Origin of the sequence: Serratia sp. 2723 (genome assembly GCF_050434425.1) — a bacterium.
Taxonomy (GTDB): Bacteria; Pseudomonadota; Gammaproteobacteria; order Enterobacterales; family Enterobacteriaceae; genus Chania.
In genome coordinates, this window is sequence record NZ_JBNDIN010000001.1 from 321,835 (window position 1) to 338,358 (window position 16,524).

At 52.1% G+C, this 16,524-nt stretch carries 15 protein-coding genes; 8 read left to right on the top strand and 7 right to left on the bottom strand.

Annotation, left to right across the window (positions count from 1 at the left end; all coding sequences use genetic code 11):
• Nucleotides 1–164 precede the first annotated feature (164 nt).
• On the top strand, nt 165–848 hold the full coding sequence (locus ABIE29_RS01540; RefSeq protein ID WP_429616513.1) for a response regulator transcription factor: 684 nt from the start codon (nt 165–167) through the stop codon (nt 846–848).
• 19 nt (nt 849–867) lie between these two features.
• On the opposite strand, the gene ABIE29_RS01545 is transcribed toward ABIE29_RS01540, so the two are convergent.
• Nucleotides 868–1,740: a phosphorothioated DNA-binding restriction endonuclease gene (locus tag ABIE29_RS01545; protein ID WP_429616515.1), complete on the bottom strand. Its 873-nt coding sequence runs from the start codon at nt 1,738–1,740 to the stop codon at nt 868–870.
• Between the two features lie 87 nt (nt 1,741–1,827).
• Between ABIE29_RS01545 and ABIE29_RS01550 the strand changes: the two genes are divergently transcribed.
• On the top strand, nt 1,828–2,388 hold the full coding sequence (locus ABIE29_RS01550; RefSeq protein WP_429616517.1) for a PAAR domain-containing protein: 561 nt from the start codon (nt 1,828–1,830) through the stop codon (nt 2,386–2,388).
• Nucleotides 2,389–2,928: 540 nt separating this feature from the next.
• Entirely contained in the window at nt 2,929–3,567 is a 639-nt protein-coding gene (locus ABIE29_RS01555) for an acyl-homoserine-lactone synthase (RefSeq protein ID WP_429616519.1), read from the top strand.
• Here the strand turns inward: ABIE29_RS01555 and ABIE29_RS01560 are convergent.
• On the bottom strand, nt 3,560–4,291 hold the full coding sequence (locus ABIE29_RS01560) for a LuxR family transcriptional regulator (protein ID WP_429616521.1): 732 nt from the start codon (nt 4,289–4,291) through the stop codon (nt 3,560–3,562). The genes ABIE29_RS01555 and ABIE29_RS01560 overlap by 8 nt on opposite strands.
• A gap of 554 nt (nt 4,292–4,845) precedes the next feature.
• On the opposite strand from ABIE29_RS01560, the gene ABIE29_RS01565 reads away from it, so the two are divergent.
• Nucleotides 4,846–5,133 carry a hypothetical protein gene (locus ABIE29_RS01565; protein ID WP_429616523.1) on the top strand — a complete coding sequence of 96 codons (288 nt, stop codon included), beginning with the start codon at nt 4,846–4,848 and terminating at the stop codon, nt 5,131–5,133.
• Nucleotides 5,090–5,512 (top strand): hypothetical protein, encoded by a 423-nt coding sequence (locus tag ABIE29_RS01570; protein ID WP_429616525.1) that lies wholly within the window; start codon nt 5,090–5,092, stop codon nt 5,510–5,512. The genes ABIE29_RS01565 and ABIE29_RS01570 overlap by 44 nt, the downstream gene beginning before the upstream one ends.
• 424 nt (nt 5,513–5,936) lie before the next feature.
• On the opposite strand, the gene ABIE29_RS01575 is transcribed toward ABIE29_RS01570, so the two are convergent.
• Nucleotides 5,937–7,250, bottom strand: a complete 1,314-nt coding sequence (locus tag ABIE29_RS01575; RefSeq protein WP_429616527.1) for an NAD(P)/FAD-dependent oxidoreductase — start codon at nt 7,248–7,250, stop codon at nt 5,937–5,939.
• 454 nt (nt 7,251–7,704) lie between these two features.
• Between ABIE29_RS01575 and ABIE29_RS01580 the strand changes: the two genes are divergently transcribed.
• The 3 genes from ABIE29_RS01580 to ABIE29_RS01590 are packed head-to-tail and all read left to right on the top strand — an operon-like array spanning nt 7,705 to nt 11,353.
• Nucleotides 7,705–8,925 carry a hypothetical protein gene (locus ABIE29_RS01580; RefSeq protein WP_429616529.1) on the top strand — a complete coding sequence of 407 codons (1,221 nt, stop codon included), beginning with the start codon at nt 7,705–7,707 and terminating at the stop codon, nt 8,923–8,925.
• Between the two features lie 3 nt (nt 8,926–8,928).
• Complete coding sequence (locus ABIE29_RS01585) at nt 8,929–10,179, top strand: Zn-dependent hydrolase (RefSeq protein WP_429616531.1); 1,251 nt, start codon at nt 8,929–8,931, stop codon at nt 10,177–10,179.
• Entirely contained in the window at nt 10,169–11,353 is a 1,185-nt protein-coding gene (locus tag ABIE29_RS01590) for a M20 family metallopeptidase (RefSeq protein ID WP_429616533.1), read from the top strand. Before ABIE29_RS01585 ends, ABIE29_RS01590 begins: the two co-directional genes overlap by 11 nt.
• A 55-nt stretch (nt 11,354–11,408) precedes the next feature.
• Here the strand turns inward: ABIE29_RS01590 and ABIE29_RS01595 are convergent, their stop codons facing one another.
• From ABIE29_RS01595 to ABIE29_RS01610, 4 genes are all read right to left on the bottom strand, one after another.
• Nucleotides 11,409–12,638 (bottom strand): lysozyme inhibitor LprI family protein, encoded by a 1,230-nt coding sequence (locus ABIE29_RS01595; RefSeq protein WP_429616535.1) that lies wholly within the window; start codon nt 12,636–12,638, stop codon nt 11,409–11,411.
• Between the two features lie 156 nt (nt 12,639–12,794).
• Nucleotides 12,795–13,757: a GTPase gene (gene yjiA, locus ABIE29_RS01600; protein WP_429616536.1), complete on the bottom strand. Its 963-nt coding sequence runs from the start codon at nt 13,755–13,757 to the stop codon at nt 12,795–12,797.
• Between the two features lie 23 nt (nt 13,758–13,780).
• A complete protein-coding gene (locus ABIE29_RS01605; protein ID WP_021179159.1) occupies nt 13,781–13,984 on the bottom strand; it encodes a YbdD/YjiX family protein in 204 nt (67 codons plus the stop codon).
• A gap of 193 nt (nt 13,985–14,177) precedes the next feature.
• Entirely contained in the window at nt 14,178–16,331 is a 2,154-nt protein-coding gene (locus ABIE29_RS01610) for a carbon starvation CstA family protein (RefSeq protein WP_429616537.1), read from the bottom strand.
• Between the last annotated feature and the right edge of the window lie 193 nt (nt 16,332–16,524).

The window sequence follows — 16,524 nt, forward strand, 5'->3', positions numbered from 1 at the left end:
ACTCGCCCTCTACATCACCCAGTTACAGATTAACTTCTGCACCTGAGAGCAGCACCGTACCAGCTCCCTCTCCCTGTGGGAGAGGGTTGGGGTGAGGGGAAAACACAGCACCGCAGGCGATAATCGAACATCACCGCTAATAGCATCAACCACAGGGAGTCATGATGAAAATACTGGTCGTTGAAGACGATACGAACATTCGCCAGGGATTGGTAGAAGCGCTTTCCCGCGAGGGTTACAGCCTGATCGCCGCAGAGAATGGCAAAGTGGCGCTGGAGATGTACCAGCAACAGCAACCGGATTTTATCATCCTCGATATCATGATGCCGGAGCTGGATGGCTATGCGGTATGCCGGGAGATCCGCAAACAGGATGAGCAGATCCCGATTATCTTTTTATCTGCCAAAGATGAAGAGATCGACCGGGTGGTCGGGTTGGAGCTGGGGGCCGATGATTACATCAGCAAGCCGTTTGGCATTCACGAGATCCGCGCCAGGATCAAGACCATCGCCCGGCGTTGCCTGCGCAGCAAGACCGCGCAGCCAGATACCAGCTTTTGCTTTGGTGATTTAACCGTGTATCCCAATGAGCTTTGTGCTTTGCGCCAAGCGGTACGGCTGGAGCTTTCACTGCGCGAGGTGAAAATCCTGGAGTGCCTCTATCAGCACAAGAATAAGGTCGTCACGCGCGAGATGCTGTTCGATGCTGCCTGGGGTTATGACTTTCTGCCTAACAGCCGCACGTTGGACCAGCATATCTCCAAGCTGCGCAAGACCATTGAGCTCGATGCGAATAATCCGTTGTTGATCCGCACCGTGCATGGGATGGGGTATCGGTATTTGGGGTGAAGACTGCGTGGGTATTCTCTCATCCCTTAAACACCTGCCCCCGGTGCCACTCCACAAACCTATCCAAAGGATAATGTTCGGCACTCTTGGGAAGCCAAATCGGCTTGCCGGCAAAATCCCAGAACAGCCGCTTGACCATCTGGCTGCCGTTCACGCCTGCTGAAACCAGCAGTTTCATGCTGTCATCAAGCCCGATTGCTCCCATATCAAATGCGGAATGGTGCAATGAGCACAGCGCTAATCCGTTGGTCACGGTGCAGGGGCCGCCGTGCATCTTCCATTTGATATGGGCTGCTTCTAAACCAACGGACGTACTGTCGTGCCGCAGGTTATAGCCACACACCGCGCATTGATAGTTATAGGCGCGTAAGATCGTTTGCCGGAATGCTGGGTCACGTGCTTTACGTATTCCATCAAGCTGAAAATCCAGGCGGTTGGCTATCAACTCTTGAACGCTGTCGGGGAAATGCTCACACAGAATTTGCTGTGCAAGTTTGTCGATCAGGGCGGGCTGGCTCCGTAGCAACTGATAGCTTTCTTCGTCGAAGCCACCGCTGACGCCATGTTCAATAATCTCCCGCTTCGGCGGTTCTTTGCTGCCTTTCTGCGGGCTACAAAGCTCTGTATTCTGCAATTCCCAGAACCCGTCGCCGCGTAAACGCCAAAACGGCATGGTGGGGTAATGGTCGCGCCGCTGCGGGCCAAAGCTATTGAGTAATTCCAATAGAGGTGCATGGATCTCTTCGCCGTAATTGAACAGCCGCTCATGCCCTTGCTGATATTGGGATAGTACATACAGCAGCAGTAATGGCTTATGTGGTGCACGTTGATCACCTTTGCGCCACATAGTCAGATGAGAGATGGCGGTTTGCAGTTCCTGGCTGGTTTTCATCGGTGCATCCTGCGGGCATTAGGGAAAGGTTGCGATCATGCTCGCAAAAGAGAAGGGATTCAATAGATCCTAGGTGGTCTGATCAACGTGGCTGGGGGTATCCTGGGCGGCATGTTGATTGGTGCCGGGTGTGCGTCTGCCTGTCTTGGCGTGGACTTTTTGCTGATTGGGGCAGGGATCGCGGTTGGCATGGCTGCCAATGTCCTGGGGGAAAAGGCGCGGGATGCGTGTGTCGAGGCTGGGGCCAGCTCGATGAGCCCCTGCGGGACCATTATCACCGGCTCGGGCAATGTTTTTATCAATGGTAAGGCAGCTGCCTTCGCTACCCTGAGCACCGTCGCTTGTGACAAGGACAAGGCGCAGCTGGTTGATAAGGTCGCCATCAGGCCGCCGCCTTTCCCTGCAACGCTGGAACTGCAGGTGCCTGCAGTGTCTCAGGCGAAGAAATACCCCGCAGGCATTGTCTGCGTTAACTTTGAGCAAGCCGGTATCACTCAAGCAACGCGCACCTTGCCGTTCTTCCCGGAAGTTGGTCCAGAGGCGGTGGGGGAGAAAACTGTGGTGATAGACCTGGATGTGAGTACCCAAGGTAAGCCGCCTGGAGCTGGCGGTTTGCAAAACAGCTGGTTGGCCACTTACAGCGGGTGAAGGTATCGTTTAGGCGTTAAAGGGAGCAGGAGTGTAATGTTAGACCTCTTACTACTCAATAACTTATCGATTGGTTATGTTGATATATCACTGTAGTTAATGGTTTTTTTTGTGGTATTCACTATTTTAATGCTGTATTTTCAGGATTTCCCAATAATAAATGCGTGATGGGCGCTTTTCTGACCATCGTAAGCTCTGCAGGGATGTGACCTAGAGAGTAGCTGAACTTAATACTACCAATACGATACTTGCTAGATAATGGTTTGTGTGGTGTTGGCTTTGCTAGCGTGAGGTATTTCTCGCGTCAATAAAACTCTTGGAATGCAGAGGCTTTCCTCGCTAAAATTGTAAATATTATCTAATGAATATAGTGTAATCTCTCATAAATACCCAACAATAGTGTATTATGCACACTTAAGATCTGTCGGTATGCAAGTAGCGATGGAAAGATCCGAATTAGCACGGTGTCACTAAAAATACACAGTGGATTCGTAAAGCAAGATTGAAATTATATTGTTAATGTTTTGCAATGGAGGGGAAATGCTAGAGATTTTCGATTTGAATTATAATTTTCTTTCTGATGGAAAGTCAGAAGAACTGTTTGCTTTAAGAAAGGATGTTTTTAAGGATCGTCTTGATTGGGCCGTTAACTGTATCGACGGGTTGGAATTCGATGAGTATGACAACCAAAATACCAACTACTTGGTTGGTATGATGAACGGCATGGTGATTTGCAGTGTAAGATTCATTGAAATGCAATTCCCTAACATGATCGAGGGGACCTTTTCCAGTTACTTCCCAAAACTCACTATTCCACAAGGTAACTATATTGAGTCAAGCCGATTTTTCGTCGATAAAGCCAGAGCAAGCCAGGTTAACCTCAAAAAGTATCCAATCAGCTCAATTCTGTTCTTGGCAATGGTCAATTACGCACGCAAGTACGGTTATGATGGCATCTTGACTATCGTTAGCCACTCCATGCTTGCCATATTGAAGCGCTCCGGTTGGGAGATTTCGGTGATTGAACAAGGTAATTCAGAGAAAAATCAAAATATTTATCTGGTACACTTACCTACCGATATTGAGAGCCAAAATACGTTAATTGAGCGCATAAATAGTCGTGTTTTATTTGATGCTGATAAGTTGAAGAAATGGCCATTGGTATGTTCGCTCAACTAGACACGGCCTTGACAAGTTGTAGTTCAACACCCAGTCGTATAGCATGTTTGGCATTAATGACGCCCAGTTTTTTCACAACATTACCAATGTGAAATTTCACCGTGCTAGTTTTAATACCCAGAATTACTGCAATCTCTGGGTATGTTTTACCCAAGCTGGCCCAATATAAAATTTCGTTCTCTCTCGTAGAGAAAAAGTCTTTTTCTTTAGTCGTATTATAATATTTTTTCCGAGTCACCTCTCTATACAGAGAGGTGACTTTCTCGTGAACGGTGATCAATAACATCTGTAAGTTATTTGTTTTTATTTCTTCTTCAATGTCAATGACTTTTATGTCATTCAGCATAAACGATAGAAGTGCCAGGTTATTATTATGATCATGAAGGACAAAGGTATAACCATTAATAACATTATAGCTTTTTGATAGGTCGAATATTTTCGAGAAGTTAACCAGTGAGTTGGTTGATATTTTTTCATCCCAAGAAAAAGGAGACACTCTCTGCAGGGCAGAAAGTACCACAGGATCAATGTGTTGATAGTTATGCTCTTTATAGATATCAACCCATTCACTTGGATAGTTGGAAATGATCAACATTTCCATGGGGTTTTTCTTGTTAAGAACCATGTAAGAGTATTTGAAATCACTCAGTTCTGCTAACTTTTCGTCTAAATAGTCTTTTATTTTGCTGTTAACATCATTGTTATTAGAGAATAATACTGACATCTAACTACCTCCAAGTGAAATAATAACTTCCATGTGGTGACAACAGTATAGTACAGACCTAAACCTTAGTCTAACTATCCTCTTGCCCTATAAATATATACTTTTCCATCCACTTTTGGACAAAATAGCAAAAAAAACCTGACCTTGTTGGGTCAGGTTGCCACATTGGCTAACACCAGGGAAATTTTTACTGCCGTTATCTTAAAGCCATCTTCTTAGTTGAGGCAAGCGTTCTGTACGGGATTTTAGCTGTCTATCACTATCATTCAGCCTGAGAATAGTATTGCCACACGCTGAACATTGCGGTGGCATGGCATCTGCATTGATATTTTTTGCAGCTAACGCTGCCATTATCCGATGTTGTTACTCAGGGCTGCGCTGGTAATTCACTATCTTTCGATCATTATTTGATCAGTTATAGGCCGACTTTGCTAACGGAAAACTCCGGCAAAAAACTGATAATCATATTGAGTCTGCATTATTGCTGATTACAGTCTGCTATAAAACGCCAACCGGGCTGTTGATATCATTGGGGGGGCTATGGGTGTGCGATTATGGCGCACTTTAGTGGGGCAGTGGCACTTGAACGCTGGCATCAGGCGATTAGCGATCACTTTAGCGATCAAAACTTCATTTTGCTGGAAGCCTCGTTTATTCCCCACTTGTCCGTCAACTCTCGTTTTACACTATTTTCCTTTGGGCAAGGCAACTTTAAAGCCGGGGAAGAGGATCCCGCACGCCAGCTAAGTGAGGACCCAGCCTATGGTTCGTTTGCTTACCAAGCATTAAACCAGGCCATTGCCCACCTGGAAGCTATCCATAACCAACCGGCAACCCTTTAAGCTGGCCTTCCGTGAAATCTATCCCATTGCTGCCATGCAGGATTTCTCTGGGTATATCCTGGAGTTGCAAAAGTTGGTGGGGTTGGCTCGTGCCGAAGGGTGGAAAGTTAATTATGACGCCATAGAACGCTGGTTTGGCGGCTACCTTTTCGTCTTTAATATGAATGCCACGCTATTCCATGGCGTGCAGGGGCAAGGGCGCAGCGGTGAACTGGTTGGCTACCGCCAGATCAAGGGCCGCCGTGAGCGGATTGCCGAAGAGCCGCTCCCTGCCGTAGTGGTTTCCGAAGCGCTGCGCGCGGTAGATTTACTCGTCAGCATGTCGGCCCTCGCCCGTGGTGAAGACGGGCTTTTGCTCAATGAAAGAGGCCCTGGATGAGCGAAAAGCGTACGTGGGCAATACCTTGCGGATCAGCTCGCCAGCCAACGCCTGCAGCTTGGTGGCCATTATGCCCAGATTGGCGATAACCAGGTTCATTTAACCACCGGACGGGTGACGTGCCGTGGTAAGCCGGTGATTTTGCCTGGCTCCCAAGTGGAGGAGACGTCTGGCGACCTTTTGTCGGGTGAGATCATTGCGTTGCTGAATAGATTGTTATCACGGTAACCCGGAATTTGATCTTCATCGAAAGTTAAAATGTAAGGTCTCCAACATTCGGCACTGTATTCAGATGCGGGAATAAATTCGTAACAAGCTGAATTTAAAAATATTTTATGTGAAAAAAGTGGTTAATATGTGGCACGTTATATCCCCTCTCCCTTTGGGAGAGGGTTAGGGTGAGGGGCCATCGACAAAGCCAAAGCTAGACTTCCTTACGCCCCAGATAGCGCTCTTTCATCAAAGAAACGCCAATCGCAATATCCAGCACCGGAGAAGGCGGCAGGTAATTTGCCTTACCGAGTTCCTGCATCGCGCCAATCAGCGGATGGTCGATCCCCAGCGCATAGTCCGCCAATAACGTTCCGGCAATGGTTTGCTTGGACACGCCTGCGCCGTTACAACCTCCCGCGGTATAAATACCTTTCTTCAACTCACCCCAAACCGGCGCGCCATTGCGGGTGACGCTGATGGTGCCAGACCAGGTGCTTGTCAGCGGCACATCCCTCAGCTGCGGGTAAATCTTGTTGAAAATCTGCTGATGCAACAGGGTTGCCTGATAGGTCTGCGCAGCGGTGATCCGGCCGTTTAGGGCTGGCGTCACATGCTGGCGGATCAGAAAACGGTGATCCTGGGTATAGCGCACCGTTGCCCCAGCGATCGCGTTGACCGGCGTTAGCCCCCAACTGCTCATGGTTGGCAGCTTTTGGCGTTGCTCTGCGGTTAATGGCGCGGTGATGCTGGCGAAGGTGGCCATTGCCGCCTGCTGGCTGGTGACCGGAGCCAGCTCCCTGGAGAGGGCATTGGTGGCTAACATCACGTTGGCCGTTCTAATCGTGCCGAAGGGGGTGACCACCTGAGTCACGCTACCGTGCCGGATCGCCATCACCGGGGTATGGTTATACATCGTCACGTTGTCCGGCAGATTATTTGCCAGGCCAACGATCAGGCTGGCTGGATTTACCAGGATCGAGCTGGGGGTATAGATGCCCTTATTATAAAAACGAGTGCCCAATTTTCGATACAGCGCTTCCTTATCCATTATTTGATAAGGTTCGTTCATGACATCCAGATTATCGGTATATTCTTTGAGCACCCGCTGATTAGCGGCGTCAACCTGGCAGTGATATTTACCAACATTCTCCCATTCGCATTCGATCCCCTGTTGCTCAATTTGATGGGTTAATTGATTGATCCCTTCTTGTAATAAAGATCGATACGACTGGGCTTTTTTCAGTTCCGCCGTAGAGCTGCCGATATTATGGGGTAAGCCGATAATAAACCCTGAATTTCTGGCCGAAGAACTTTCTGCCGCACAGGCCGCATCAACGATGATGATCTTCAGTTTGGGATGGTGATTGGCCAACCTTCTGGCGAAGGAAATCCCGGCGAAGCCGCAGCCCACCACTACCCAGTCGGCCTCGGTATCGCCGATCAGCGTTGGGTAAACGGTGGGGTTCAGGTCAGGTTTTAACCAACCATTTTGGTTTTGATTTAACGGCACCGAAGCATATTTCAAACTAAAGGTCCTTTTTAAAATGTTTGCCACTCAAGGCCACTAAATAGGGTTATAAAACATTTAGCCAGACTGAACCAGCAGATTCAGCCGTTGCTCATTTACCCAATTTATTGACGGTCAGTTATTTATAAGCAACCGTTAAGCATTGAGGCACCCCATTGGATCACCGCATTTTGCCATTTGGCTGGAGGGGGCAACCTGGACGATCCTCTACGACCGAAATTGAGATCATTCAGCAGATTTATTTCTGGCTTTTTTCTTTTTTCCCTTTATTCCCCTGCCATAGCTGTTTAGTATCGGATTTGGTGAGAATGACCCATTTTCTGAGGTTTTGTTCTGAAAATCGCTCATTCCCACCCAAAATAGCAGGGTTGTTAACTGAATTATCATTGTAGTTTAGTGAATTTAACTGCCATAAACGGATTTCTAAAAAATATAAGAACGGAAATATTCTATGTCACAGATGTTAGCGCTTTTGATTGTAATGGTGATTTTATACCTGGGAGATGCGGTATCCGTGCGCACTAAAGCCTGGATCCCTTCTGTATTTGTCTGTGCGGTGTTGTTCCTGTTCGGCTACTGGACGTTTTTCCCGCAGGATATCGTCAGCCTGGCCGGTATCACACCGGCGGTTGCGGTGATGCTGATGTATCTGCTGATCACCAACATGGGGACGCTGCTTTCGGTACCTGAGCTGATACGGCAATGGAAAACCATTGTGATCTCGCTGGCGGGGATCGCTGGCATTATCGCCGCCGTGTTTGCGACCTGTATGCTGATGTTTGATATGAATACGGCCATCGTGACCATTCCGCCATTGGTCGGCGGCATCGTTTCGGCGTTGATTATGTCGAAGGGGGCAGCCAGCGCGGGCCTGGTCGATCTCTCGGTCTTCGCTATCCTGATCTACGTGATGCAAGGGTTTGCCGGTTATCCGTTAACCGCCATCATGTTGCAGCGGGAAGGCAAACGCGTGCTGCAAAAGTACCGTAATGGCGAATGGCACGAGTCTGCCGCGCTATTGCCTGCCGATAAAATGCCAACCACGGTCAGCGCAGAAGAAAAAATGCCGCGCCTGTTTGGCCTGATCCCGGCCCATTACAACACCAGCTACTTCAAATTCCTGCGCCTGGCGTTGGTAGGCTATCTGGCTTATCTGGTATCAGACCTGCTGGCTCCGGTGGTCACTATCAGCCCGTTCGTGCTGTGTTTGCTGTTTGGCGTGGTGGCCGCCACGATCGGCTTCCTGGAAAAACAACCGCTGCAGAAAGCCAATGGCTTCGGTTTTGCGGTGATGGGGTTGATGTTGTTCATCTTCGACACCCTGAATAGGGCGACCCCGGAAATGCTGTTGCGTTTGGTATTCCCGATGGTGGTGCTGATCGTCGTCGCGGTGGTGGGCATGTTTATCGTCTCGTGGATCGTGGGTAAATGCCTCGGCGTCAGCATGGAGATGGCTTTCGCGATCTCCCTGACGGCGATGTATGGCTTCCCTGCGGATTACATCATCACCAACGAAGCGATAACGGCGCTGACCAAAGACGAAAAAGAGCGTGAGATCCTGACGCACCATATGTTGGCACCGATGCTGGTCGGCGGATTTATTTCCGTGACGATGGTTTCCGTGGTGCTGGCGGGCGTTATGGTCGGTTACATCACCCCAATCGCAGGATAAGTCATGAGCTATGCAAATCAGCTGCGTATTCAGCAGCACCTGGAACAACTGGCCGAGTACACGGCTACGCCAGGCGAAGGCACGACGCGTATGAGTTACAGCCCACAAGGCCAACAGGCGCGGGCCTATATCAAGGCGCAGATGGAGGCGGCTGGCCTCAGTGTACGTGAGGACGCCATCGGCAATATCTTTGGTAAGAGTCAGGCGCAGGACCCGGCATTGCCGAGCGTGATAATCGGCTCCCATTTTGACTCGGTGCCTAACGGTGGGGCTTTCGACGGCCCTGCCGGCGTGGTGATGGGTTTGGAAGTCGCCAAGCTGTTCCAGGAACATCGGTTACTGCCACGCTATCCGCTAGAAGTGGTGGCGCTGGTGGAAGAGGAAGGGGCCAGCTTTGGCCGTGGCCTGCTGGCTTCCTGTGCGATTGCGGGTAAGGTGGATGCCGCAGAGCTGCACCGTCTGCGCGATAGCCAGGGGCAATCGGCGGCTCAGTGCATGGCACAGGTGGGTTTTGATGCCGATCGGGTGGCCAGCGTAGTGCGGGAGCCGCAAACCCTCAAGGCGTTTATCGAGCTGCATATAGAGCAAGGCCCGGTGCTGGAACAGGAAGGGCTGGACGTTGGCCTGGTGGATGTGATCGTCGGTATCACTCAACTGGTCGTCACCATCACCGGTAAGGCCGGGCATGCGGGCACCACGCCGATGGATCGCCGCCACGATGCGCTGGTGGCCGCCAGCCAGGTGATCGCTCGCGTTGGCGATTTTGCCCGCCAGGCCGGTGATGAAACCGTCGCCACTACGGGGAAAATTCAGGTGTTCCCTAACGGGGCGAACGTGATACCGAGCAAGGTGATTTTCACCGTCGATATCCGTTCCAAGCGGTTGGATAAGCTGCAACAGGTGGTCGAGCAAACCAAAGCCTGTATCCACCAGCAGGCTGGGGCGGGGATCGACTGCCAGATTGAACAACCGTTGCTGGTAGAGCCGACGCGTCTGCACGGCGGTATCCACAGCCAGCTACAAAAACACAGCGAAGCGCTGGGCCTGAGCCATAGGACCATGGTCAGCGGAGCCGGGCATGATGCGATGATTTTTGCCGGGATCACCGACGTGGGGCTGGTGTTCGTGCCCAGCAAGGACGGCCTGAGCCATCACCCCGACGAGTGGACCGACTATGAGCAAATTCAGAAAGGCATCGACGTTATTTTTCAAACGGTAAAAGAGATCACAGAGGCAAGCAGTTATGACCAATAAAGCTATCGCGCAATCCATTAAAGCCCACGTGGAGGCGATGATTGCGTTCCGTCGCGATCTGCATGCTCATCCGGAACTGCCTTGGGAAGAGGTGCGTACCACCCAGAAGGTGGCACAGGCGCTGGAGGCGATTGGTATTCCTTATCGCCTGACGACGCCAACGGGCGTGATTGCCGAGATTACGGGCGGGCAGCCTGGCAAGACCGTGGCCTTACGCGCCGATATGGATGCGCTGCCGGTGCAGGAACTCAACGACTCATTAAGTTATAAATCGCAAACCGACGGCAAAATGCACGCCTGTGGGCACGATGCCCACACCGCGATGTTGCTGACGGCGGCTAAAGCCTTGTACGAAAACCGTGAAAGCCTGCGTGGTAACGTGCGGCTGATTTTCCAACCTGCCGAAGAGATTGCGCAAGGCGCGCGTGAAATGGTGAAGCAGGGGGCAATCGAGGGCGTGGATAACGCGTTTGGTATGCATATCTGGACCACCAGCCCATCGGGCAAGGTGTCTTGTAATGTCGGCTCCACTTTTGCTTCTGCGGATTTGCTGAAGGTGAAGTTCAAAGGGCGCGGCGGCCACGGCTCAATGCCAGAAGCCTGTGTGGATGCTGCGGTTGTCGCTTCGGCCTTCGTGATGAACGTGCAGGCGATCGTTTCCCGTGAAACCTCGCCGTTGGAGTCAGCGGTAGTGACCATTGGCAAAATGGAAGTCGGCACCCGGTTTAACGTGATTGCTGAAAATGCGGTGCTGGACGGCACGGTGCGCTGCTTTAACGTCGAGGCACGTGAGCGTATCAAGGCGGCGATTGAGCGTTACGCTGAGCATACGGCAGCTATTTACGGCGCGACGGCGCAGGTGGAGTACACTTACGGCACCTTGCCGGTGATCAACGAGGAGCGCAGCGCGTTGCTGGCACAATCGGTGGTGCGTTCGGCCTTCGGCGACGAGGTGCTGTTTGCCGAAAAACCGACGACCGGCGGTGAGGACTTCAGCTTCTTTATCGAAAATATCCCCGGCTGCTTTGCCCTGTTGGGCTGTGGCAACCCGGAGAAAGGCACCGACTGGGCGCACCACCACGGCTGCTTCAATATTGATGAAGACGTGATGGCGACCGGCGCGGAGCTGTATGCGCAATATGCCTGGAGCTACTTGCAGCAGGATGCGTTTTAAGCCCGATAGCTTTATTGGGCAACATTGAGTGCGGTGATGCCCGTCACCGCACTTATCACTCCTCCGGTCCGCTCATCTCGCCGATAAAGTCCATTCTGTCACTGAGCCAGGTGTTCACTATCGCATCTGCGGCCTTGGCCGCATCGCTGGCCGAGAAATGCTTCTCGGTTTGCAACCAGCCCATGGTCGCCAGACGTGCCGGTTCAATGGCGACAAGCAACTGCTCGCGTTGTTCTTTCGGCCAAACCTTATCGTCAGACCAACTGCGGATGAGCTGTGCAGGATCTTCCGTGGCTGGCGTGTTTTGACTTGGCTTGATGAAATCCTCGGGAGAAACGGTGGCGCGCAGGCGGAACATCGCCCAATCGGCATAGCTGGCAAAACGGATGGTACCGGAATTCTCACTGGCCTTGCCTATCATCGGTTCCATTAACTTGGTCAACTGTTGCCAGGCTGGCCGTTCGAACAGATCGCCCTGCGGTGAACAAATGGGAGCCTGTGAATCACGCGACGATCCATATAATGCCCCAAAGGCTTCATAAGCCGCTGCGCCCTGCTGTTTGAAGATAAAGCAATGCACATAGGGGCGGCCATCGGCGTTCTCGTATCCGGCGCGTTCAATGGTCATACGCAATAGTGTCAAAACTGCGACATCATGGCCGGTCTTGGGATCGTTCTCGATATCACGTAACACTGATTGGGAGAACGTATCGTCGTTCATCGCCTTGATCACGCTTTGGTGCCTGGTTTCTACCTCGGCATCCGTGACCTTGCTGGCGGGCGCAAACTGATGCAGGTAAACCAGCCAGGCGGAGGCCAGCGGACCGCGATACTGCTGCAACTGCTGTGCCGCTGCAACCGGGTCTGCCGGAATGCTGGCGATGATGTTATCTAACGCCGAGGCGGCCTGTTGGGCGGTGTTCTGCAATTGGGCGGCGCGTTGGCTAAATAAATCGCTCAGGCAGCTTTCCTGGCCGTTGCAGGCATCCCGCTGCTTCAACCAGCTACGTTGCTCGGTGCGTAATGCGTCTGCCTGATCCCCTGGCAGGTTTGCCATTGCTAACCGGTAATTTTCGGTCAGTTGGCTGTCGAGGCTGCTCAGGTCTGGGCTATTGCAGATGCTATGCTCGATATCGCTGGTGGCTTTCTCACAATCGAAAGAGGCGGCTTGCACCGCCGTATTGGCCCCGATCGCCAGGCATAGGCAGAGCAATAAGCGCGATAGGGGATGGCTGACCAAAGTTGTATCACGGAGTGGGTTAGCGAGTTGACGCTTGGCGATCATGCTGAATTCCTTTTGGTTGGGTCTTTAACTTTCCTCCATCTTACTTTATTGCATCTATACAATATATTGGGTGTGTTTTTATTATGTTTATGCAATAACTTCAGGGTAAGAAAGACAGCGTTGGCAGCTGTTAACAGCCAACGCCGCCCCAATTTATCAACCCAGCGCAGCAAACTCCGCGCGAATTTCATCTTCCGGCAAATCGATGCCGATAAACACCATCGTGCTTTTGCACTCTTCTTCCGGCAGCCATTCACGGTCCCAGTCGGCGTTATACAGGCGCTGTACGCCTTGGAACAACAAACGGCGTGGTTCGTCTTTGATCGACAAAATCCCTTTGTAGCGCAGCAGGTTATCGGCAAACTTCAGTAACAAGCCTTCCATCACCTCGGAAATCTGCATCAGCTCCAGCGGCTGGTCGTGATACACCACGATCGACTGGATGTTGTTCTGTGCCTGTGGGATACGGCGGAACAGTGGAGTTGGTGCTGCCACGTTGAGCTTGTCGTTAAGTACAAAGCCTTCGATATCGAACAGCACGCCGAGATCGATATCGCCGTGCGTCACCTTATATACCGGCGCGCGGGCGTTCATCAGTTGCAGACGCTGGATCAGCGCTTCGTTATCCGGTGCCACATCGGTTTTGGTCAGCAGGATGCGATCGGCATAACCCACCTGGGCCTGCGAGATAGTGAACTGGTTCAACTGTTGATCGGCATGTACCGCATCCACCAGCGTGATAATCCCGTCCAGCAGGAAGCGTTGGCCGATGACTTCATGCGAGAAGAAGGTCTGGGTGATCGGGCCGGGATCGGCCATGCCGGTGCATTCAATGATCAGCCGGTCGAATTCCAGTTGCCCCTGATCGACACCGTCCAACAGATCCAGCAGTGCGTCTGCCAATTCGTTGGATTTACTGCAACAGATACAGCCGTTGCTGAGGGTAGTGATACGGCTGGCGCGGTCGCCAATCAGCGCGTTATCGATCGGCACCTCACCGAATTCGTTCTCGATGACGGCAATCTTGTAACCGTGGTTTTCATTCAGAATGTGGCGCAGCAGAGTGGTTTTGCCTGCGCCCAAAAAGCCCGTCAGGATGGTGACTGCGATGGGTTTCATGCCTGGTCCTTGTACTTACTTGACTAGCAACAGCGCATACCGCCTTTGCCATCGCCACCGTAGCGGGCATCCTGGCGTTCGCGGAAGAATTCTTTATAGGTCATCACTGGCTTGTCCGGATGGTTGTCTTTCATATGCTGGACATAGGTATCGTAGTCAGGCACGCCCACTAACATGCGTGCAGCCTGCCCGAGATATTTACCCGCCTGGCCAAGGTTTCCGAACATGGGTCTGCTCCAAATAAAAATACCCTATACCCTTCGTCTTTCAAGCCACAGCGTTGTTGACTGCGTCCGTAAACCCCAGCCACTTACCCAAAAGTAAGCTCCTGGGGATTTACGAACTTGCCGCCTGGCTGTGGCTTGAAATCCATTGGGTATTAATTAAGTATCATTATGCAGGGTATCTATCAAATCACCATCAGTGGTGCGACGAAACTTTGACGCCACCCTCAGGAACCGGCACGTATGGCGTTTCCTGATCGGTACGTTTCGGGTTTTTGTGCGCCGCCATGGCGGTTTTGATACCGAAGAAGATGATGCTATACACCACCAGCAGGAACAGGATGCTCAAACCGGCGTTGGTGTAGTTGTTCACCACGATATGGTTCATGTTGGCAACCTGCTGTGCGGTCAGCTCAGCGCCACCTTCAGCAATTTTGCGTTTGTACTCGTTGGCCTGGAAGAAGAAGCCTTCCAGCTGTGGGTTGTCGCTGAACAACTTCAGACCCAGTGCGTAGGTGGTACAGATCAGCAGCCAAACGGCTGGGATTACGGTCACCCAGATGTACTTGGTGCGCTTCATCTTGATCAATACCACGGTGCTCAGGACCAGCGCTACGGCAGCCAACATCTGGTTGGAGATGCCGAACAGCGGCCACAGGCTCTTGACGCCGCCCAACGGATCGACCACGCCTTGATACAGCAGATAACCCCACAGACCAACGCAGCCCGCAGTACCGACGATACCGGCAACCAGCGAGTCGGTTTTCTTCAGGAACGGCACGAAGTTACCCAACAGGTCTTGCAGCATAAAGCGACCGGAACGGGTACCTGCATCCAGAGCGGTCAGGATGAACAGCGCTTCGAACAGAATACCGAAGTGATACCAGAAGCCCATGTTCGCGCCAGGGATGATCTGGTGGAACACGTGAGCGATACCTACCGCCAGAGTTGGTGCGCCACCGGCACGGTTCAGTACTGAAGGTTCGCCGATGTCTTTGGCGGTTTGCAGGATCTGCTCTGGGGTAATCACAAAGCCCCAGGAACTGACGGTTGCGGCAGCATGTGCGGAGACATCACGCAGAGAGGCCATGATCATCGGCGCATCTTCGGTGCCCAGACGGTGCAGGTCTGGCATGGTGATGCCCAGTGCCGCCGGTGGAGTATTCATGGCGAAGTACAGGCCAGGCTCGATGATAGAAGCCGCGACCAGCGCCATAATGGCGACGAAGGACTCCATCAGCATGGCGCCGTAACCGATATAGCGGGAGTCCATTTCGTTGGCCAGCAGTTTCGGTGTGGTACCTGAAGCGATCAGCGCGTGGAAGCCGGATACGGCACCACAGGCAATGGTAATGAACAGGAATGGGAACAGGGTGCCTTTCCAGACCGGACCGGTGCCGTCAATAAACTGCGTAACCGCAGGCATTTTCAGTTCAGGGTTGAGGATCACGATACCGATCGCCAGCCCGACGATCACGCCGATTTTCAGGAAGGTGGCCAGATAGTCACGCGGTGCCAGGATCAGCCATACCGGCAGCAGGGCAGAAACAAAGGCATAACCAATCAGCGTATAGGTGATGGTGGTGTCTTTAAAGGTCAGCGCCGGGCCCCAGTATGGGTCGTGGGCAATCACGCCACCAAACCAGATGGAAGCCACCAACAACACGATACCAATGATCGACACTTCACCCACCTTGCCAGGGCGCAGGAAGCGCATATACACGCCCATAAACAGCGCGATTGGCACGGTGGAACAGACGGTGAACACACCCCACGGGCTTTCTGCCAGGGCTTTCACCACGATCAGCGCCAGCACCGCCAGGATGATGATCATGATCAGGAAGCAGCCAAACAGCGCGATGGTGCCAGGGATTGGACCCATTTCCTTTTTGATGATCTCGCCCAGAGAAGCACCGTTACGGCGCGAGGAGATAAACAGCACCATAAAGTCCTGTACCGCCCCTGCCAGCACCACGCCGCCTAACAGCCACAGCGTACCGGGCAGATAGCCGACCTGTGCCGCCAGCACCGGGCCAACCAACGGGCCCGCACCGGCGATGGCTGCGAAGTGGTGGCCGAACAGTACGTTTTTATTGGTGGGGACGTAGTTAAGACCGTCGTTGTTCACCACCGCCGGTGTGGCGCGGGTGGCGTCCAACTGCATCACCTTGGTGGCGATGTAGAGGCTGTAGTAACGATAAGCCACCAGGTAGACCGCTACCGAAGCAACGATGATCCACAATGCACTGATGCTCTCGCCACGGCGCAATGCGATGACACCCAGGCAGGAGGCCCCGAGTATCCCCAGCAGCATCCATGGGAGGTGTTTTAAAATTCCCTCGCGTTTCATGAGGTATCCTTTTCCTATCTGCAAAAATTGAGTGATAAATCCGATTCTTAGATGTCGGACATTTAGCTGTAGCGTCTTCCCCTGGTTAGGGTCAGGTTTAGGAACAGCTCATCATTGCCAGGCTGGATAGGGAATGACATCTGAATTTCAGCCAGCGGTTTTATACGCTGGCGAACGGTTGGAATGGCGGGGT

Excerpts from the sequence above, each read along its gene's own strand:
- ABIE29_RS01540 (WP_429616513.1), top strand. The coding sequence starts at position 165 with ATGAAAATACTGGTCGTTGAAGACGATACGAACATTCGCCAGGGATTG.
- ABIE29_RS01545 (WP_429616515.1), bottom strand. The coding sequence starts at position 1,740 with ATGAAAACCAGCCAGGAACTGCAAACCGCCATCTCTCATCTGACTATG.
- ABIE29_RS01555 (WP_429616519.1), top strand. The coding sequence starts at position 2,929 with ATGCTAGAGATTTTCGATTTGAATTATAATTTTCTTTCTGATGGAAAG.
- ABIE29_RS01560 (WP_429616521.1), bottom strand. The coding sequence starts at position 4,291 with ATGTCAGTATTATTCTCTAATAACAATGATGTTAACAGCAAAATAAAA.
- ABIE29_RS01565 (WP_429616523.1), top strand. The coding sequence starts at position 4,846 with ATGGCGCACTTTAGTGGGGCAGTGGCACTTGAACGCTGGCATCAGGCG.
- ABIE29_RS01580 (WP_429616529.1), top strand. The coding sequence starts at position 7,705 with ATGTCACAGATGTTAGCGCTTTTGATTGTAATGGTGATTTTATACCTG.
- ABIE29_RS01585 (WP_429616531.1), top strand. The coding sequence starts at position 8,929 with ATGAGCTATGCAAATCAGCTGCGTATTCAGCAGCACCTGGAACAACTG.
- ABIE29_RS01590 (WP_429616533.1), top strand. The coding sequence starts at position 10,169 with ATGACCAATAAAGCTATCGCGCAATCCATTAAAGCCCACGTGGAGGCG.
- ABIE29_RS01595 (WP_429616535.1), bottom strand. The coding sequence starts at position 12,638 with ATGATCGCCAAGCGTCAACTCGCTAACCCACTCCGTGATACAACTTTG.
- yjiA (WP_429616536.1), bottom strand. The coding sequence starts at position 13,757 with ATGAAACCCATCGCAGTCACCATCCTGACGGGCTTTTTGGGCGCAGGC.
- ABIE29_RS01605 (WP_021179159.1), bottom strand. The coding sequence starts at position 13,984 with ATGTTCGGAAACCTTGGCCAGGCGGGTAAATATCTCGGGCAGGCTGCA.
- ABIE29_RS01610 (WP_429616537.1), bottom strand. The coding sequence starts at position 16,331 with ATGAAACGCGAGGGAATTTTAAAACACCTCCCATGGATGCTGCTGGGG.